The 19,354-nt window shown below is 67.2% G+C and carries 13 protein-coding genes; 4 read left to right on the forward strand and 9 right to left on the reverse strand.

Annotation, left to right across the window (positions count from 1 at the left end):
• Positions 1-23 precede the first annotated feature (23 nt).
• Both FFS08_RS10610 and FFS08_RS10615 read left to right on the forward strand, forming a co-directional pair.
• Positions 24-2,483 carry a glycoside hydrolase family 3 protein gene (locus FFS08_RS10610; RefSeq protein WP_137861684.1) on the forward strand — a complete coding sequence of 820 codons (2,460 nt, stop codon included), beginning with the start codon at positions 24-26 and terminating at the stop codon, positions 2,481-2,483.
• Entirely contained in the window at positions 2,480-3,529 is a 1,050-nt protein-coding gene (locus FFS08_RS10615) for an aldose epimerase family protein (RefSeq protein ID WP_137861685.1), read from the forward strand. The genes FFS08_RS10610 and FFS08_RS10615 overlap by 4 nt, the downstream gene beginning before the upstream one ends.
• Positions 3,530-3,880: 351 nt before the next feature.
• Here the strand turns inward: FFS08_RS10615 and FFS08_RS10620 are convergent, their stop codons facing one another.
• From FFS08_RS10620 to FFS08_RS10655, 8 genes are all read right to left on the reverse strand, one after another.
• A complete protein-coding gene (locus FFS08_RS10620; RefSeq protein ID WP_137861686.1) occupies positions 3,881-5,452 on the reverse strand; it encodes an aldehyde dehydrogenase (NADP(+)) in 1,572 nt (523 codons plus the stop codon).
• A 127-nt stretch (positions 5,453-5,579) separates the two neighbouring features.
• Positions 5,580-6,365, reverse strand: a complete 786-nt coding sequence (locus FFS08_RS10625) for a FadR/GntR family transcriptional regulator (protein ID WP_137861687.1) — start codon at positions 6,363-6,365, stop codon at positions 5,580-5,582.
• 201 nt (positions 6,366-6,566) lie between these two features.
• Positions 6,567-7,067, reverse strand: coding sequence for a hypothetical protein (locus tag FFS08_RS10630; protein WP_137861688.1), 501 nt, complete (start codon positions 7,065-7,067; stop codon positions 6,567-6,569).
• A gap of 219 nt (positions 7,068-7,286) precedes the next feature.
• On the reverse strand, positions 7,287-8,729 hold the full coding sequence (locus FFS08_RS10635; protein WP_249340991.1) for an efflux transporter outer membrane subunit: 1,443 nt from the start codon (positions 8,727-8,729) through the stop codon (positions 7,287-7,289).
• A complete protein-coding gene (locus FFS08_RS10640) occupies positions 8,726-11,866 on the reverse strand; it encodes an efflux RND transporter permease subunit (RefSeq protein WP_137861689.1) in 3,141 nt (1,046 codons plus the stop codon). Before FFS08_RS10640 ends, FFS08_RS10635 begins: the two co-directional genes overlap by 4 nt.
• 5 nt (positions 11,867-11,871) lie before the next feature.
• Entirely contained in the window at positions 11,872-13,128 is a 1,257-nt protein-coding gene (locus FFS08_RS10645) for an efflux RND transporter periplasmic adaptor subunit (protein WP_502702020.1), read from the reverse strand.
• A gap of 63 nt (positions 13,129-13,191) precedes the next feature.
• The gene (locus FFS08_RS10650; protein WP_137861691.1) at positions 13,192-14,568 is read right to left on the reverse strand and encodes a sensor histidine kinase; all 1,377 of its coding nucleotides are present in this window, start codon (positions 14,566-14,568) and stop codon (positions 13,192-13,194) included.
• Positions 14,565-15,224, reverse strand: a complete 660-nt coding sequence (locus FFS08_RS10655; protein ID WP_137861692.1) for a response regulator transcription factor — start codon at positions 15,222-15,224, stop codon at positions 14,565-14,567. Before FFS08_RS10655 ends, FFS08_RS10650 begins: the two co-directional genes overlap by 4 nt.
• 482 nt (positions 15,225-15,706) lie before the next feature.
• Between FFS08_RS10655 and FFS08_RS10660 the strand changes: the two genes are divergently transcribed.
• Both FFS08_RS10660 and FFS08_RS10665 read left to right on the forward strand, forming a co-directional pair.
• On the forward strand, positions 15,707-16,033 hold the full coding sequence (locus FFS08_RS10660) for a DUF2946 family protein (RefSeq protein WP_137861693.1): 327 nt from the start codon (positions 15,707-15,709) through the stop codon (positions 16,031-16,033).
• Between the two features lie 89 nt (positions 16,034-16,122).
• Positions 16,123-18,330, forward strand: a complete 2,208-nt coding sequence (locus FFS08_RS10665; protein ID WP_137861694.1) for a TonB-dependent receptor — start codon at positions 16,123-16,125, stop codon at positions 18,328-18,330.
• A 70-nt stretch (positions 18,331-18,400) separates the two neighbouring features.
• Here the strand turns inward: FFS08_RS10665 and FFS08_RS10670 are convergent, their stop codons facing one another.
• Entirely contained in the window at positions 18,401-19,330 is a 930-nt protein-coding gene (locus tag FFS08_RS10670; protein ID WP_137861695.1) for a hypothetical protein, read from the reverse strand.
• Positions 19,331-19,354: the final 24 nt, after the last annotated feature.

The following is a 19,354-nucleotide window of genomic DNA, read 5'->3' on the forward strand; positions in this document are numbered from 1 at the left end:
GAATATAAAAAGAGGAGAGTGAAATGCGGCCTGGCCTGAAGCTTCTGCTGTCGACCACCATCATCTGGGCCGCATCGCCGGCTTTTGCGCAGCACGCGCCGACAGCGCTGTCGGAGGCAGGCACGGCGCATCCCGGCAAATGGCCGGCCGCCGGCTCGCAGGGCCTGGTCGATCCCGCGACCGAGAAGTTCGTCACCGATCTGATGGCGCGGATGACGCTGGAGGAGAAAGTCGGCCAGATGATCCAGGCGGACATCGGCGCGATGAAGCCCGAGGAGCTGCGCCGATATCCGGTGGGCTCGATCCTGGCGGGCGGAAGCTCGCCGCCGCTCGGCGCGCCGGACCGCTCGCCCCAGGCACCCTGGGTCGAGACCGCCAACGCCTTCCGCGCAGTGGCCATGGAGCCGCGCGGCAAGCATCAGCCGATCCCGCTGCTCTTCGGCATCGACGCGGTGCACGGCAACAACAACGTGATCGGCGCGACGATCTTCCCGCACAATATCGGCTTGGGCGCGATGCACGATCCCGCACTGATCCAGCGCATCGGCAGGGCGACCGCCATCGAGACCGCCGCGACCGGCCCCGACTGGGCGTTCGGCCCCACCCTCGCCGTGCCCCAGGACGATCGCTGGGGCCGCAGCTATGAAGGCTATTCGGAGGACCCGGCGGTGGTCCGTTCCTATGCCGGCGCGATGATCCGCGGGCTGCAGGGCGAGCCGGGCACGAGGAACCGGATCCAGCAGGGCTATGTCGCCGCATCGGCCAAGCATTTCCTGGGCGATGGCGGCACGTTCGAAGGCGTCGACCAGGGCGATACCCGGGTCAGTGAGGACGAGCTGATCGCGACTCACGCCCAGGGCTATGTCCCCGCGATCCAGGCCGGCGCGCTCACCGTAATGGCCAGCTATTCGAGCTGGAACGGCGTCAAGATGCACGGCAACAAGTCGCTGCTCACCGATGTGCTCAAGGGCAGGATGGGCTTTCAGGGCTTCGTCGTCGGCGATTGGAACGGCCATGGCCAGGTGCCGGGCTGCACCAAGGAAGATTGCGCCGCCACCTTCAACGCCGGGCTCGACATGGCGATGGCGCCGGACAGCTGGAAGGGCCTGTTCGAGAGCACCGTCCGCCACGCCAGGGACGGCACCATCCCGATGCCCCGGATCGACGACGCCGTACGCCGCATCCTGCGCGTGAAGGCGAAGCTCGGCCTGTTCGATCCCGCCCGCCCGATCGAAGGCAAGGCCGACGTGCTGGGCAGCCCCGAGCATCGCGCGATCGCGCGCGAGGCCGTGGCCAAGTCATTGGTGCTGCTCAAGAACCAGGGCGTGCTGCCGGTGAAGGCCTCCGCCAACGTGCTGGTCGCCGGGCCGGGCGCCGATTCGATGCCGCTACAGACCGGCGGCTGGACGCTGAGCTGGCAGGGCGACGGCAACGACAATTCCATGTTCCCCAACGGCCAGACGATCTTCTCCGGCATCGCCCAGGCCGTGCAGGCCGGCGGCGGCACCGCGACGCTCTCGCCCGACGGCAGCTTCACCGCCAGGCCCGACGTCGCGATCGTCGTGTTCGGCGAGCAGCCCTATGCCGAGATGCGCGGCGACATCCCCACGCTCGAATTCCAGCCGGGTGACAAACAGGCGCTGGCCTTGCTCAGAAAGCTGAAGGCAGCGGGCGTGCCCACCGTCTCGGTGTTCCTCTCGGGCCGGCCGCTCTGGGTGAACCCCGAGATCAACGCGTCCGACGCGTTCGTCGCCGCCTGGCTGCCGGGCAGCGAAGGTGCCGGCTTGGCCGACGTGATCATCGGCGACAAGGCGGGCAAGCCGCGCCGGGACTTTCACGGCACGCTCTCGTTCAGCTGGCCCAAGACCGCCGGTCAGTTCACGCTCAACAAGGGCAAGCCGGGCTATGATCCGCAATTCGCGCTCGGCTACGGCCTCAGCTATGGCAAGCCCGGCAAGGTCGGCACGCTCGACGAAGTCGCCGGCTTCGATGCCTCGGCGCTCAACACCAGCATCTATTTCGCCAAGGGCGTGACGCCCGCGCCCTTCTCGTTCGCCACGGACTCGAAGATTGCCCGCGCGCCGATCGACGGGCCGCAGACGCAGGAAGGCGCACAGCAACTGTCCTGGCCCGAGGGCCCTGCGGCGCTTCGCATCGGCGGCAAGCCGATCAACCTGGGGCGGGAGGCCAATGGCGACTTGTCGCTCGCCCTCACCTATCGCCTCGATCGTGCGGCCATGGGCACGGTGACTCTCGCCATGGGCGAGGGCAAGGGCATCGACGCAACCAGTCTGTTCACCGGCGAGACCGGCAAGTGGCGCACGGTGAAGATCCTGCTCAAATGCTACCAGGCCAATGGGACCGACATGAACGCCGTCTCGGCGCCGGTCGTGATCCGTGCCGCGGGCCCGCTGATGTTCAGCCTGTCCGATGCGCGGATCGTGTCCGATCCCGCCAACTCGATCTGCCCCGGCACCAAATGACGGGCGGAACGGACGATCCGATCGAGACGGTCGCGATCGCCCGCGGCCCGTATCGCGCCGAGCTGATTACGCTCGGCGCGGCATTGCGGGTGCTGGAAGTGCCGGATCGCCATGGAAGGCCTGCGAACGTGGTGCTCGGCTTCGCGAATCTCGACGACTATCGCGGGCCGCCGCGCTTTCATGGCACAGTCACCGGGCGCTACGCCAACCGGATCGGCGGCGCGCGCTTCACCCTCGACGGCATCGAGCATCGGATCGTGGCGAATGACGGGCCGAACAGCCTCCATTCGGGGCCGGGCGGCCTCGACCAGCAATTCTGGAAGCTGGTGGCGCGATCGGACGACACGGTCAGCTTCCGCCACATCAGCCCCGCAGGACATAACGGCTTTCCAGGCACATTGACGGTCGAGGCGCGCTACACGATCGAAGCGGACGGGCTCGCAATCCGGCTGACCGCGACCACCGATGCACCGACGGTCGTGAACCTCACCCATCACGCCTATTTCAACCTGGCCGGGGAAGCGAGCGGGGCGACGATCCTCGATCATCTGCTGCGCATCCCCGCCAGCCGCATCACCTCGGTCGATGCCGGGCTGATCCCGACCGGGGCGCTTGCCGAAGTTGCCGGCACTCCCTTCGACTTCCGCACGGCCAGGCGAATCGGCGATGCGATCGACGGCAACGACGAGCAACTGCGGCGCGGCCATGGCTATGACCATAATTTCGTGATCGACGCGGCGAGCGGACGAAACCGCCCGGTGGCGACACTGTTCGATCCGGTCTCGGGCCGCGTGCTCGATCTCCATTCGAGCGAGCCGGGGCTGCAATTCTATTCGGGCAACCATCTCGCCGGTGGCGCGCCGGGAACGAGCGGGCGCGTCTACGCGGCGCGCGGCGGGCTGTGCCTGGAGCCCCAGAAGTTCCCGAACAGCCCGAACCAGCCGGGCTTCCCCTCCGCACGACTGGATCCTGGCCAGGTCTATCGCCACGACATCCTCTTCCGCTTCCGGACCGCGGACGACGCGGAAGCGGCTTTCGGCTTCTGATCCCCTCCCCTATCGGGGGAGAGGCGCGTGTCATTTCCGCTCCGCCTGGAAGACCCCAGAAGAATCGGGCCCATCCCCTTGAGACAAATACCCCGCTTTCGTCATCCCCGCGCAGGCGGGGACCCAGAGTCACGGGCGATACAGCACAGAAACCCTGGGTCCCCGCCTGCACGGGGATGACAGTCATTGAACCATCCTGGCCTGAAAGGGATAAGTGCCGAGTAGGATGGCAGGGAGGATGCGAGGAATATTTGCCCGAGCGGGATAATCGCCGAAGAATCCGGGGGGTGAGCGACCCGACGACTATTGCCGGCCGACGCGCCGGCCCACCCCTGGATCAGCCAAGGCGCATCAAAGTACCGGCTTGCCGTCGATGCGGCGCGGAATCCCCGCATCGCCGTCGCGCAGCTCCGCGGGCAGCAGCGCCGCCGGCAGGTCCTGATAGGCGACGGGGCGCAGGAAACGGTCGATCGCCAGCGTGCCGACCGAAGTGCTGCGCCCATCGGCGGTCGACGGGAAGGGGCCGCCATGCACCTGCGCATCGGTGACTTCCACGCCGGTCGGCCAGCCATTGGCGAGGATGCGGCCGGCGAGCCGCTCGAGGATCGGCAGCAGGCTGGCCGCCATGTCGGTATCGCCATCGTCGAGATGCAGCGTCGCGGTGAGCTGGCCCTCGAGCAGCGCGACGACTCCGAGCAGCTCCTCCAGATCGGCGCAGCGCACCAGCAGCGAGGCGGCGCCGAAGACTTCCTCGGCATGGCTGGGATCGGCGATGAAGTCCGCGCCGGTCATGGTGAACAGCGCGGCGCGGCCGCAGCTGGCCGAGCCCTCCTGGCCCTGGGCCAACCGAGTGAGCCCGGGCGCCGAAGCCCAGCGGGCGACGCCGGTTTCATAGGCCTTGAGGATGCCGGGGGTGAGCATGGTCTGCGCGGCCACGCCCGCCACGGCTTCGGCCGCCGCCGCCAGGAAGCGCTCGAGCGCCGGACTATCGAGCGCGAGGACGAGACCGGGATTGGTGCAGAACTGGCCGGCGCCCATGGTCAGGCTGGCGATATACGCCTTGCCCAGCGCCTCGGCGCGCGCTTCGAGCGCGTGCGGCAGCAGGAACACCGGGTTGATGCTGCTCATCTCGGCATAGACCGGGATCGGAACCGGGCGGCTCGCGGCGAGCTTCATCAGCGCCGTGCCGCCACCGCGCGAACCGGTGAAGCCGACTGCCTTGATGCGCGGATCGGAAACGAGCGCCGAGCCGACTTCGTTGCCGGCGCCGTTGATCAGCGAGAACACGCCCGCGGGCATGCCCGTCTTCTCGACGGCGCGGGCAATCGCGCCCGCTACCAGCTCCGACGTGCCGGGATGCGCCGAATGCCCCTTGACGATCACCGGGCAGCCCGCGGCAAGCGCCGAGGCGGTGTCGCCGCCAGCGACCGAAAAGGCGAGCGGGAAATTGGAAGCGCCGAAGACGGCGACGGGACCGAGTGGAATCATGCGGAGCCGCAGGTCCGGCTTGGGAACGGGCTGGCGATCGGGGAGCGCATGATCGATCCGGGCACGGAGATATTCGCCCAGGCGCAATTCCCTGGCGAACAGGCGCAGCTGGCCCGAGGTGCGGCCACGCTCGCCGGTGAGGCGCGCATGCGGCAAGCCGCTTTCCTGCATCGCACGCTCGGTGAGCGTCTCGCCCAGCGCGTCGATCTCGTCGGCGATCGCCTCTAGGAATGCGGCACGCTTGTCGCGCGGCAGATTGGCATAGACGGGGAAGGCAGCTTCGGCAGCCGCGGCGGCGGCTTCGACATCGTCGCGCGTCGCCATGCTGAAGCTCGGCTCCAGCGGCGTACCGGTCGAGGCGGCGACCGCCTGGAAGCCCGGTCCGTCGCGGCGGACCCGCTTCGATGCAATGAACAATTCGCCGGTCAGCGCCATGCCTGCTCTCCTGTCTGCCCGATATAAGTTAGCGGTAACATCGCTCGTGCGGGACTTAGGCAGCGCCATGGCAAAAAGCAATCGGGCGCGCCTGCGAAGTTGCGGAACGGAGCGATCGGAACTGTACTCAGTGCGCGATACGGCGGCCGCCGACGCTGTTCACGGGCTTGCGCGCTTCCATCGTATCCTGGAAACCGCGCTCGACCAGCCGCGCCATCGCATCGTGCGCGCGCTCGGCATCCTGCGCCTCGATCGCTTCGAGCACCGCAAGATGGACCGGCAGCGCATCGTGCGGAGCCGGCAGATGCCGCTGCTTGAACGCCGTGGTCAACTCGATAGCCGCGGCGACACCGCTGGTCAGCGACATGATGAAATCATTGCCCGAGGCCTCGAGCAAGGCGGAATGGAATGCCTCGTCGCAGCATCGGCCCTCCTCGGAATCGAAGCCGTGACGATCGACCCCCGCAAGCCCTTCCTGCATGCGGGCCAGCTGCTCCGGCGTGCGGCGGAGCGCGGCGAGACGGGCGGCGTCGGGCTCGACGATGCGGCGCAGCTCGAACAGGCTCTCGATCAGGGCATCGTCGGGCGCGCCGGCGAAGATCCAGCTGAGCACGTCCGGATCCAGCAGATGCCACTCGCGACGCGGGCTTACCTGGGTGCCGATCTTCGGGCGAGAATGGACGAGACCCTTGGCCGCCAGGATGCGGATCGCCTCGCGATAGGCGGTGCGGGAGACCTTGAACTGCTCGCTCGCGGCAATCTCCCCGTCGAGAATTTCGCCGGGCGCGATCTCGCCGGAGACGATGCGGACGCCGAGCGTCCGGGCGACGGTGCCGTGCAGGCGCAGCGAACGCGGCCGGGGCTTGCGCGAGCGGGGCTTTTTTCCGGTGAGATCGAGAGGCGCGCCTCGCATCGAATTTCCTAGGCGACGGCGAAGACGGAAGGGTTCGTCTGCCAGCTGGGCATGGTTCGAATCCCTAGGCCCTTTGCGCGCCACTGCCAAGAGCCGGGCGGCATCCGCGAATCACTTCGCGCACGCGCCCGTGCGCGACGGGCGGGGCAAGCCCACACCGGCCGGCGCCGGAAAATTCGCCTGCATGCGAATCGCGGCCCCTCAGGCTCGGGCTCTCGGATCGATCCACAAGAGACGATGGGGCAGGTCGATGACGATATAGCGCCCTTCGAAGGCGCCGAGATTCAGGACGATCCTGCGCCTTGCATCCGGCAAGGCCTCACGAGCGGCATTGGGCACCGAAAGCGTGGCAGCTCCCGAGGCAAGCGTGAGCAGCGCGGCGCCGCTTGCCGATGCGGTCGCCGCACGATCCGGACCGGACAGATACAATGCCGCTGAAACCGGCTTCCCGTCGATGCTGGCCGGGAAATTCCAGCTTCCATCCGGAGCCGGCGTCAAATCGACTCGAACCAGACGACGTGTCGCGTTGCCATATTCATAGGGCAGCACCATTCTGAGCTGCCGGCTGCGGAAATTCAGCGCGAAGACATGGCTTCCGAGAATATCGCGCCCGATGACGAAATCGACGTCCGACTCCAGCGGCGCGCGCGCGACCGGGAGCGCATCGACGGGAAATGTGCCTGCCGACAGGGCGATCAGCATCGGACGGCTGCGCTGGAGCACGCTACCGGGCGGATGGGGTCTGCCGTCCTTGTCGATCCGGTCCGCGGCGCGCTGGCTTACGACCGAGGCTTCGGAACCCGGATCGATCCGTGCGCGCAGCGGTTGTCTTTCGATCGAGGCGGAGACCAGCAGTCCCGTCGCCAGCAGCACGAACTTTCCGCTTACCGCTCCGATCACCCCACCCATTCGACAATCCTTCTATCGCCCCGGCTCGGCGCTTCCGCCGAGCGCGAGGTAGAGGGCGGCCACGTCGCTGAACCGCGCCGCGCGGGCATCGACCAGTGCAGTGGCGGTCTGGACCCTGGTCGCAGTCGCATTGAGAAGCGCCAGCGATCCGACCTGGCCGAGCCGCAGCTGGTAATCGAGATAGCCGAGATTCTCCGCTGCCGCGGCATCGGCCCTCTCCGCGGCGGCCAGCGCCGCGGCATCGGCATCGAGAGCGGTCAATGCATCGGCGACATCGCCGAACGCGCCGAGAACCGCGGCGCGATATTGCGCCTTGGCGCCATCCAGCGCCGCCTCCGCCGCTCTTTGCTGGTTGCGCAGCGCGCCACCGTGAAAGAGCGGCTGGGTGATGCCGCCGATCAGCGACCAGAAGGGATTGCCGTCCCGGAACATGTCGCCGAAGCGCACAGCCTGGCCGCCGGCCGAGGCGCTGAGCGTGATCGACGGAAGCCGCGCGGCGATCGCGGCGCCCACATCCGCGCTCGCCGCGTGAAGCGACGCCTCCGCTGCGCGGACATCGGGACGCTGGCGGACCAGAGTGGATGGCAGCGAGACCGGCAGCGTCGCGGGCAACGCCAGCTGGTCGAGCTCGATCGTCGCGGGCAACGGCTCGCCGGGATCGCGCCCGAGCAGGATCGACAAGGCCGATTGCTGATGCCCCCGCGCCTTGACGAGGGCGGGCAGGCTTCCCTCGGCCTGGGCCAGCACCGCGACCTGCGCCGCGATATCGGCCTTGCCGATCGCCCCGGCATCGAACTGGACGCGCAGCAGCGCAAGCACATTGCGACTGGCCTTTATGCTTGCCTCGGTCGCGGCGATCTTCCGGCGGAGCGCGGCTTCCTCGATTGCCGCCACCACCGTGTTGGCGGCCACCGCCGCCTTGGCGGCTTCGAGCCGAAAGGCCGCCGCCTCGGCGCTGGCCCTCGCGGATTCGACCCGCCGCCGTGTCCCGCCGAACAGATCGAGCGGATAGGCGATGTTCAGCGTCGCGGTGTGCAGGCTGTAGAGGAAGATGCCAGGGTCCGAGAGCGGATCGGACAAGGCGCGGGATGCGCGAACGCGCGACGCCTGATACTCGACATCGGCCTGGGGCAGGCGGCTGCCCGCCACCGTCGCCGCCTGGGCGCGTGCCTGGCGCAGATTTGCGTCGGCAACGGCAATATCGGTGTTCGCCGCCAGCGCCATGTCGACCAGGCGGTCCAGCCCCACATTGCCGAACTGGGTCCACCAGCGCGCCGGCAGCGCCGCCCCGGCTACCAGCGTTTCACCCGGCAGGCCGGCCGTGGCGGGAATTGCGGTGGGCGGCGGATCCGGCGTGTAGCCCTTGCTCGAAGGTGCCGCGGGCGGCGCGAAATCCGGACCGACGGTGCACCCCGAGAGCAGGGCCATGCCAAGCAGGACGAGCGCGCGCTTCACGATATCGCCCCCTCTTTCGCGACCAGAACCGGCTCGTGCCGCGAGAAGAGATCGATCAGCACGGGCAGGACGAGCAGGATCAGCAGCGGCGCCAGCATCATTCCGCCGACCACCACGATGGCGAGCGGCTTCTGCACCTGGCTGCCGATGCCGCTGGAGAATGCGGCGGGCACCAGCCCGATCGCGGCAACGAGGCAGGTCATGACGACTGGCCTCAGGCTCTGGCTGCAGGCCTGAGCCAATGCCCTGGCACGCGCCATGCCTTCGTCGATCGCCTGGTTGAAGGCTGACAGGACGATGATGCCGTCCATCACCGAGATGCCGAGCAATGCGACGAAACCGATCGCAGCGGAGATGCTGAACGACGTGCCGGTGAGCACCAGCGCGAGCACGCCCCCGATCAATGCCATCGGCATCACCGAGGCCGCGAGCAGCATGTCGCGCGCCGAACCGAAGTTGAGGAACAGGAGCAACAGGATCAGCCCGAGGCTGATCGGAATGACGACCTGCAGCCGCGATACCGCATTCTCCAGATTGCCGAGTTCGCCCGCCCATTCCAGGTGATAGCCCGGCGGCAGCTTCACCTGCTCCGCCACCGCCCTTTGCGCGTCACTCACCGCCCCGCCCAGATCGCGGCCACGCACCGCGAACTTGATCGGAACATAGCGTTCCTGATGCTCGCGATAGACGAAGGACGGCCCGGTGGTCAGCTTGACCTCGGCGACCTCGGAAAGCGGCACCTGCACGATCGCGCCATTCTCGCCAGGGGCTCCGACGGTGATCCGGCGGATGCTGTCCACGCCGTCGCGCTGCCCGGGCTGCAGGCGCACGACGATGGGAAAATGCCGGTCGGTGCTGCGTTCATACAGGTCGCCGGCCTCCTCGCCGCCGATCGCCGCGCGCACCACCCGGTTGATATCCTCCGGCGTCAGACCATAGCGCGCTGCCCTGTCGCGATCGGGGACGACCTGCACGGTCGGCTGGCCGAGCAGCTCGAACATGCCGAGGTCGGTGATGCCGGGCACCTTCGCCATCACCGCTTCGATCTGCTTGCCGGTCTTCTCCAGCGTTTCGAGATCGGGGCCGAACAGCTTGATCGAATTGGCGCCCTTCACGCCCGAGGCGGCCTCCTCGACATTGTCCTGGATATATTGGGAGAAGGCGAATTCGACTCCCGGGAAGCGGTCGGCGAGTTTCTTCTGCATGTCGGCGGTCAGCTTCGCCTTGGTCATCCCGGCCGGCCATTGGTTGCTGGGCTTGAGCGGCGTGAAGAACTCCGCGTTGAAGAAGCCGGTCGCGTCCGTGCCGTCATCGGGGCGGCCGTGCTGCGAGACGACGGTTTCCACCTCGGGATAGGCGCGGATGATCCGCCGTGCCTCGTTGACCACCCTTTGCCCCTCCTCGAGCGAGACCGAAGCGGGCATGGTCGCGCGGATCCACATGTTGCCCTCCTCCAGCTTGGGGAGGAATTCGACGCCGAGCGTCCAGGTCGCGAGGCAGGCCGACATCAGCAGCGCCGCGCCGCTGCCCAGGGTGAGCAGGCGATTGGCGATCGCGAAGCGGACGGCGGGTTGGTAGACCGCGCGCAGCTTGCGGACGATCCAGGTCTCCACTTCGCTCAACCGATCGGGCAGCAGCAGTGCCGCAAGCACCGGAGAGACCGTGAAGGTCGCGATCAGCCCGCCGGCGATGGCATAGGCGTAGGTCTTGGCCATCGGGCCGAAGATATGCCCTTCGACGCCGGACAGGGTGAACAGCGGAATGAAGCTGGCGATGATGATCGCCGCTGCGAAGAAGATGCCGCGATTGACCTCGCTGGCGGCACTGAGAATCGTCGAGAGCCGGCTGCCGGGCGTGTAGTGGCCCGCACCGTGCTCCACCGCATGGCTTCGCGCGACCAGATGGCGATAGATATTCTCCACCATGATCACCGTCGCATCGACGATCAGCCCGAAATCGAGCGCGCCGACCGAAAGCAGGTTCGCGGATTCCCCCTGCAGGGTCAGGATCAACACAGCGAAGCACAAGGCGAACGGGATCGTCGCCGCGACGATCAGCGCCGATCGCAGATTTCCCAGGAACAGCCACTGGAGGAAGAAGATGAGGAGGATGCCCTCGATCATGTTGTGGATGACGGTGCGGGTGGTCAGTGCGATCAGGCCCGACCGGTCGTAGATACGCTCCAGCTTGACGCCGGGCGGCAGGATCCCGGAGGAATTGATGTCCTGGATCGCATTTTCCACCGCCGTGATCGTCGGGCTGGATTGCGCGCCGCGATACATCAGCACGGTGCCCTGGACGATATCGTCGTCGCCATCCTGCCCGGCGATGCCGAGCCGCGGCTGGTTGCCGACCTTCACGGTCGCCACGTCACCGAGCTTGATCGGCGCACCGCCCCGCGTGCCGACCAGCACGCCGTTCATGTCGGAGACCGAGTGGATCAGCGCGACACCGCGCACGATCGCGTTCTGCGGACCGAACTTGACCGTCTGGCCGCCGACATTGGCGTTGCTCTTGCCGAGCGCATCGATCACGTTGGCGACGGTGACGCCTTCGGCGACCAGCTTCTCGTTGTCGATCACCACTTCATAGGTGCGCGTCTTGCCGCCCCAGCCGGTCACGTCGATTACACCCGGCACCGCCTTGATCCGGCGCTCGACGATCCAGTCCTGGATCGTCTTCAGGTCCATCACCGAATAGCCCGGCGGCCCGACGACGCGGTATCGATAGACTTCGCCGATCGGGCTCACCGGCGAAATGCCGGGCTGCACGCCCGGCGGCAGCCCGTCGATCTGGCTCAGCCGGTTGATCACCTGCTGCTGGGCCTGTTCGAACGTATAGTCGTAGCTGAACTGGATCTTCACGTCGGACAGGCCGAACAGCGAGATCGTGCGCACCGAGGTAATGTGCGGGATGCCTGCCATTCCCACTTCGATCGGAATGGTGATGCTGCGCTCGATCTCCTCGGCGGAGATGCCGGTATTCTGGGTGACGATCTCCACCGCGGGCGGCACCGGGTCCGGATAGGCCTCGATGTTGAGCCGCAGGAAGGCGAAACCGCCGGCGACGACCATCGCCACCAGCATCAGGACGATCAGCACGCGCTGGTGCAGCGCGAAGGCGACGAACCGGTTCATCGCGATCAGCCCGGAATGCCGGCTTCGTTGACGAAGATCGCCCCCCGCGTCACGATCCGCTCGCCGGGACGAAGGCCGCCGATGATCCGGATCGTGCCGTCGCCCGGACCTTCCGCCACGGTGACGCTACGCGCGACGAGGCGGCGGCCGGCCTGCGCGACCCAGACGCGGGCGCTGTCGCCCTCGCGGATCACTGCTTCCGCGGGAACGCTGAGCCCGGTGCTCGGCACCGCCCCGGCCGGCGCGGCGATCGCGAAGCTCGCGAACATCTGGGGCTTCAGCACACCGTCCGGATTGGGGATGACGGCGCGCACCGGCAGGCGATGCGTGCTCGGATCGAGCGCCGATCCGACCATCCGCACCTGCGCGGTGAAGCTTCGGCCAGGCGCTGCCGGCGTCGTCACCGTCAGCCGATCGCCGACATGAACCCGTCCGGCATCGCTTTCGGTCACCTGCGCCACCAGCCATACGGTGGCCGGATCGGTGATCACGAGTGCCGGCCCGTCCGATGCCGCGCCGAGATACTGCCCGGCGCTGACGGAACGGCTGGCGACGACGCCGCCGATCGGGGCACGCACAATGGCATTGCCGGCCAAGCCACCGCGCGCGATGCGGGCGATGTCGCCCGACGTCCCGCCCTGGACCGCGATCTGGTTGCGCGCCGCAGTATAGGCGGCATCGGCCGCACGCATCGTCGCCTGCGCGGCGACCAGCTCGCTCTGCGCCTGCTCATGGTCGCGCAGCGCGCCGCCACCATTTCGGTAGATCAGGTCCTGCCGCTGCGCATTTTCCCGCGCGATGCCGAGCTGGGCACGCGCCGTCTCGCGCTGGGCGGCGGCCGCGACCAGGCCATTGGCGCCCTGGATCCGTTCGGTCGATCGGATCTCGAAAAGCGGCTGGCCACGCACGACCCGCTGCCCCGCCTCGACGAATATGCGAGTGACCTGACCGGTAAGCGGCGGCAGCACCGGGGTGGAACGGTCCCCGTCGACCGAGATCACGCCGGTCGCGCGGATCGTGGAGCCCGGTGCCGACGTCCCTACCGTGCGGATTTCCATGGCGGCATACTGATCGGGAGTCGCCTGGAATATGCCGGGCTCGCCATGGGTTTCCGCCGGATCCGGATCCCGCCGATACAGCAGCGAAGCCAGCAGAATGACGATGGCCAGGACGGCCGCGCCGGCCAGCACATAGACGGCCTGCCGCCTGCGGGACAGCGGTTCCGGCGGCGGCGCGGGCAGGATGGTTTCGGTCAAGGCCACCTCGGACGGCAAGAGATCCGCCGCCGATAGATCGCGAAGCTGATGCGAAGCTGATGCCGGGGATCAATCCGGCAAGAGCATCGTCGCGCGCAAGCCCGGCCCGTCGGTTCGGTTCTCCAATTGCAGCGCACCGCCCAACACCGCCATGGCCCGCCGGGCGATCGCCAGGCCCAGCCCGCCGGAAACGCCCGGCTGGGGGTCGCCGTCCCGCCCCATCAAGGCCGGCAGGCGTTCGGGAGCGATGCCGGGGCCGCGATCACTCACCACCAACCCCAGCGTCCTGCGGAAATGGCGTATCTCGACATCGATCGTTCCGCCGCTTGCCGCATGCGCCACCGCATTGTCGACGATCGCCGCGAGTGCCACGCGCAGCGGCGTCGGATCGGTCGACGCGATCGCGACGTCGGGCGCGCTCAGCGAGAAATCGGCGCCGGCCCGCGCCGCGAACAGCGCGCGATCGGCGATGACTTCGCTCGCCAGCCCGCGCAGGTCGACGGGCTCGCGCGCCAGAGTCGCCGCATCGAGCCGGGCGAGTTGCAGCATCTGGGTGATCGTATCGCTGCCGCGATCGACGCTTTCCAGCAGGTCGGAAAGCGCGTCATGATCCTCGGATCCGGGGGAGGCTCGACGGAGCAGCAGCTGCATGCGCACCTTGAGCGCGGCGAGCGGCGTGCGCAGTTGATGGGCGGCATGATCGGCAAAGGCCTGCTCGCGCCCGACCGCGGTTCGCACCCGTTCGAGCAGTCCGTTCAGAGCGGCGACGATCGGGGCCAGGTCGCTCGGCATGGTATGCAGATGCAGCGGTTCGAGCTCGGTCGCGGACCGCTTGCCGAGCATGGCGCTCAGCTGCTGCACTGCCGACAGCCCGCGGCGCAGCGTCAGCCACAGCAACGTCGCGCTGGCCAGGATCAGGAGCATGATCGGCAGAACCAGCTGCTCGCCGACGCGCAGGATCAACCCGCCACGGACCTGCATCGGCTCGGCTACCACGATCAGCAGCTTTCGCTCCGGAATTTCCAGGCCATAGCTTCGCCACTGCTCGTCGCCGACGCCGAAGGTGCGGAACCCGGGCTGCTGCGTCACGCCGCTTTCGATATCGCGCCGGGTCGGCGGCACCGTCATGGTGCCGAAATGAAAGACCGCGAATTGGCGCCAGGCAGCCGAAGCCCGGAATGCGCTGAGATCTTCGTCGCTCAGCAGGCGCTGATAGCGCAGGTTGCGTGGCGTATGAGGCGCGAGATCGGTGCCGCTGAACTCCTCGCGCATCAGCAGATACAGCACGCGCGTCGCGGTGATCAGTTGCTGGTCGGCCCGGTCGTTGATGTCGGCGCGCACGATCGCAAACAGCACGCCGGCCATCAGCAGGCCGGTTATCGCGACCAGCAGCAGCGTTCGGATGTACAGCGCGCCGGTAAGCGACTTGCCGATCGCCGCCTTCATTTTGCGACCATGTAGCCGAGGCCGCGGGCAGTGACGATGAAATCCTTGTCCAGCTTGCGCCGCAGCGCGGAGATGGCAACCTCCACGGTGTTGCTCTCGACATATTGATCCTGGTCGTAGAGCGTCGCTTCGAGTTCGGCCTTGCTGACGAAGCGGCCCGCCCGCCGCATCAGCAAGGCGGCAATCCGAAATTCCTTGGCAGTAAGCGCGACCGGCTGATCGCGCAGTCGAACGGTGCGGCCACTCAGATCGAGCGTGACTTCCCGCGCAACCAGGAGATCGGATCCGCGTCCGTCGCGGCGGCGTAGCTGCGCACGCACGCGGGCAGCCAACTCGTCGATGTCCAGCGGCTTGACCAGATAGTCATCCGCGCCGGCATCGAGCCCCGCGATACGCTGGGTAATGCGATCCTGCGCCGTGATGACGATGACCGGGACCAGCCGGTTCTCGCTGCGCAGCCCCCGCAACAGCTCGAGCCCCGAGACATCGGGCAGGCCAAGGTCCAGCAGGACGACACCATAGGCTTCGCTGCGATAGGCGAGCAGCGCCTCCTCGCCCTTCCTGACCCAATCGACGGCGTGTCCGGCATCTTCCAGCGCGGCCTTCACCCCCTTGCCCAACGGCAAGTCATCTTCAACGAGGAGCAGGCGCGCCATGAAACTTTGTCTTGTTGTCACTTTCGGCCGTCACACTAACGCGACCGGGAGGATCGATCCAGATGGTCGCCCCTATTGAATCCCGCGGCGCGGCGCGAGAACGCCATGCGCTCGACAGCGGGCGCCGGCCGCCCGCGGGCATCGATGCGCCACGCGCCGCGGCCGCAATACGCGCTATCCCTCGTCGTTCGGGATAGGTGCAACACGTGCCGAAAGCCGTCATTCGCCACAACTCGGCAAATGCGACAGCCGCCGAATGGCGACCGGGGGCGGGATTGAATTGGGGAACGTTACAACATACACAGTGGCTGCGCTGTCGACTGCGCGTCGCGACAAAGGCCGATGATGTGCCGATGAGTGATCCGGAATAGATGCGAGCGAGACGCTCCGATCTCCGATCGCGGCGCCATGCCGGCCTGGGCTTCGCCGGTGCGCATCCCGCTCCCGAACATGCCGATCGGGGCATTTGGTCGACCATCATATTGCTGACCGCCATTCTGGCCTTCCTTTGCCAGAGCCTGGTGATCCAGGGGCATCTTCACGCGAATCCCGTCACGCACGCGGCCGGCGCCAGCCCCGTGGAAGCATCGAGCATATCGACTGCTGCATTGTCGGGAGAGGATCAATCACCCTGCCCGATCTGTCAGGAGATCGCGCAGGCCGGCACCTATCTTCCCGTAGCTTCGGCCACGTTCGTCCCGCCCACGCCGATCGCGCTATGGCGGGCGGTCACGTCGTCGCTTGAATTGGCCCTGCGCCAGCGTTCCCACGCTTGGCAAAGTCGCGCGCCACCGCTCCTCCAGGCCTGAGGTGCGCGGGAAGGGCGCAACTGCGCCTCCCGCATCTCGATAGACTCTCGTCCTGCGAGTCCGTTTTCGAAGACCCGGAGCTCATGATCATGAAATATCTCTTCCTGCTGGCCGCCGCCGGCGCCGCGCTCGTTCCCGCCGTCGCCGGTGCGCAGACCGCCGCCCCGCAAGGCGCCGCCCCGTCCGATGCCTCTGCCACGCCCCAGGCGCAGGACGCGCCCGCCGACAGCGGCGGCAAGTCGAACGACATCGTCGTTACGGGGCGGCGGCTCGACGAAGCGCGCGACGCGATCCTGCCGTCCCTGGGCGCGAGCGACTATCGCATCGACCGCAAGATATTGGAGAATCAGCCGGGCGGCGTCGACCGCAGCCTCGTGCAGGTGCTGGTCCAGGCACCCGGCGTCACGCTCGACAGCTACGGCTCGATCCATGTCCGCAACGAGCACGCCAACCTCCAGTACCGGCTGAACGGGATCATCGTGCCGGAAAGCATCTCGGGCTTCGGGGCGACGTTCGATCCGCACATCGCGGATTCGGTCGATCTGCTGACTGGCACATTGCCCGCGCAATATGGCTATCGCACCTCGGGCGTCGTCAATCTCAAGACCCGCACCGGCGCGTTCGAAGACGGCGGCGACATGGGATTCTATGGCGGCAGCCGCGGCATGCTGCAGCCGAGCGCCAGCCTGCACGGCACGAGCGGCAACCTCAATTACTTCCTTTCGGGCAGCTATCTGGAAAATGACCTCGGAGTCGAGAACCCGACCGCCGCCCGCGATGCCATTCACGACCATACCCGCCAGTACCGGGGGTTCGGCTATCTTTCCGAGATCTTGTCCGACACCAGCCGGCTGACGGTGTTCGGCGGCACCTCGATCGGCTATTTCCAGATCCCGAACAATCCCGGCCAGGGCGGCGCCGCGCCAGGGGGCGGGAACTATGTCCTCAACGGCAACTCGACCTTCGATTCGGCGAAGCTCGACCAGAACCAGCGCGAGATCACGCATTACGGCGTCCTCGCCTATCAATATGCGGGCGACGCGCTGAACTTCCAGATCGCGCCGTTCATCCGCTATTCGCAGACCCGCTTCACGCCCGATCCGCAAGGCGGCGACCTGATCCTGACCGGCGTCGCGGACCGTTCCCGCCTGTCGAGCCTGACCACCGGCGTGCAGGCCGATGGCAGCTACAAATTATCCGACAGCCACATGCTGCGCTTCGGCCTGTTCTTCCAGAACGAGCGGACCCGCTCCGATATCGTCTCGCGGGTGTTCCCGGTCGACGCCAACGGCAATCAGACCTCCGACATCCCGCTGACCATTGCCGATACCGGCGGCCGCAATGGCCAGCTCTACGGCATCTATCTGCAGGACGAGTGGTCGCTGACGCCCAGGCTCACGCTCAACTACGGCGTCCGCTTCGACGCGGTGCGCGCCTATACCAGCGAACAGCAGCTCAGCCCGCGGGTCAACATGGTGTGGAAACCGCTGGAGGGGACGACCTTCCATCTCGGCTATGCGCGCAACTTCACGCCGCCGCCGCAGGAACTGGTCGCGGCGCCGACGCTGGCGCTGTTCGCCGGCACGACCAAGGGTCCGGCAATCACCACCGACGATCCCGTTCGGGCGGAGCGCGAGCATTATTTCGATGGCGGCGTCCAGCAGGTCCTCGCACCGGGGCTGAAGGTCGGCATCGACGCCTATTACAAGATCAAGCGCAACCTGCTCGACGAAGGGCAGTTCGGCCCCTCGCTCGTCCTGTCCCCCTTCAACTATGCGAAAGGCTATGCCTGGGGGGTCGAACTGACCGCCAACTACACGCACGGCCCGTTGGATCTCTACGCCAATGTCGCGCGGGGCGAGGAGAAGGGGCGCGACATCGTCTCGAGCCAATATTTCTTCGCTCAGGACGAGCTCGACTACATCGCGGCGCACAGCATCTTCACCGATCATTCGCAACGCTGGACCGCTTCGGGCGGCGGCAGCCTGACGATACGGGACGGGATCGGCACGCTCGTACCCTCCGTCGACTTTCTCTACGGTGATGGTCTGCGCGCGGGCGATCCGGCCGGCATCGTGCCCAATGGCGGCAAGTTGCCGTCCTATTTCACTGCGAATATAGGCATCACGCAGAACATCGACGGCCCCGGCTTGCTGAAGGGCCTGTCGATCCGGCTCGACGTGGTGAACCTGTTCGACCGCATCTACCTGCTGCGCGATGGCTCCGGCGTCGGAGTGGGCGCGCCGCAATATGGTGCCCGGCGGGGAATCTTCGCGGGCATCCGGAAGACGTTCTGACTCGCGCAGGTTCCTGGCGGGAATATCGCATCCCCGGCCGATGGCCGATATTCCCGCTACGCCGCCACGCTCATTCGGGCTCGAGCCCGGCCTTGGGCGGTATCGATCGCGACGTGGAGGGCATCCAGCGGCGGAGCATGGGCAAATAGGTCAGCGGCCACAGGGCGATGTGCGCCGCGATGGTGAGCGCCGCGACGAGCGCGATGGCGCGCGAGGTATCCGATCCAGCCCCAAGCGCGAGTATCGTCGCGCCCGCGAACAGGGCGTCCTTGTTCGGGAAGAGCGGCAGGCGCGAGAGCATCAGGCGAATCGTCGCGAGCAGCAACAGCCAGGCCAGCGTCGCCTGCGGGACCAGCACGTGCCACATCACCGCGAGCAGGAGGATCGAGATGAAGAGCCGCGCCAGGTGCACGGCGAAGATCCCCCAGAGCTGGCGGCGCGGAAGGCTGAACAACGCACCGCGGAACAGGAAGATGGCCAGCGAGACCAGCGTCACCAGCCCGATGGATATGCCGAGCGCTCGCAGCCAGCCGCTATCCATCATCGACCATAGCATCGGCGCGGTTGCCGCCATCATCGCCAGCGTCGCGATGTTGCCGGCGGCGGCCGAGAGCAGCGCGACGTCCTTGACCGCAGCCGCCGCATTCGTGCCCCCCGCGTTCTGGCGGGCCCATAGATAGAGTTGGGCGTCACCCGAATAGCCAAGCAGCAATTCGTTGGCGATCTGCTTGCGCAGCAAGGGCAACAGGCCGTTTGGAGGGAGGTGCCAGAGCTTGCGATAGATCAGCCATTCGCTGCCCGGGACGAGCAGGTATGAAGCGATGAAGGCTGTCCAGAACAGCGGACTGCCAGGAGTGGATCGCAGCAGGCCGGCAAAATCCAGGCCGCGAACCGCGAGCACGATGGCAATCAGCGTTATCACGGACAGAGTGATGCTCAGCCAGCGCACCAGGCGCTGACGCAGCGCGGGCGGCTGATCCGGCGGCAGATCTACGGTCATCGCATAGCTTCCATCGAGGCGTTC

The sequence above is a fragment of the Sphingomonas sp. 1F27F7B genome (assembly GCF_005503355.1).
Classification (GTDB): domain Bacteria; phylum Pseudomonadota; class Alphaproteobacteria; order Sphingomonadales; family Sphingomonadaceae; genus Sphingomonas.

Bases quoted from the DNA above. Each gene is read 5' to 3' on its own strand.
- FFS08_RS10610 (WP_137861684.1), top strand. From the start codon at position 24: ATGCGGCCTGGCCTGAAGCTTCTGCTGTCGACCACCATCATCTGGGCC.
- FFS08_RS10615 (WP_137861685.1), top strand. From the start codon at position 2,480: ATGACGGGCGGAACGGACGATCCGATCGAGACGGTCGCGATCGCCCGC.
- FFS08_RS10620 (WP_137861686.1), bottom strand. From the start codon at position 5,452: ATGGCGCTGACCGGCGAATTGTTCATTGCATCGAAGCGGGTCCGCCGC.
- FFS08_RS10625 (WP_137861687.1), bottom strand. From the start codon at position 6,365: ATGCGAGGCGCGCCTCTCGATCTCACCGGAAAAAAGCCCCGCTCGCGC.
- FFS08_RS10630 (WP_137861688.1), bottom strand. From the start codon at position 7,067: ATGCTGATCGCCCTGTCGGCAGGCACATTTCCCGTCGATGCGCTCCCG.
- FFS08_RS10640 (WP_137861689.1), bottom strand. From the start codon at position 11,866: ATGAACCGGTTCGTCGCCTTCGCGCTGCACCAGCGCGTGCTGATCGTC.
- FFS08_RS10650 (WP_137861691.1), bottom strand. From the start codon at position 14,568: ATGAAGGCGGCGATCGGCAAGTCGCTTACCGGCGCGCTGTACATCCGA.
- FFS08_RS10655 (WP_137861692.1), bottom strand. From the start codon at position 15,224: ATGGCGCGCCTGCTCCTCGTTGAAGATGACTTGCCGTTGGGCAAGGGG.
- FFS08_RS10665 (WP_137861694.1), top strand. From the start codon at position 16,123: ATGAAATATCTCTTCCTGCTGGCCGCCGCCGGCGCCGCGCTCGTTCCC.
- FFS08_RS10670 (WP_137861695.1), bottom strand. From the start codon at position 19,330: ATGACCGTAGATCTGCCGCCGGATCAGCCGCCCGCGCTGCGTCAGCGC.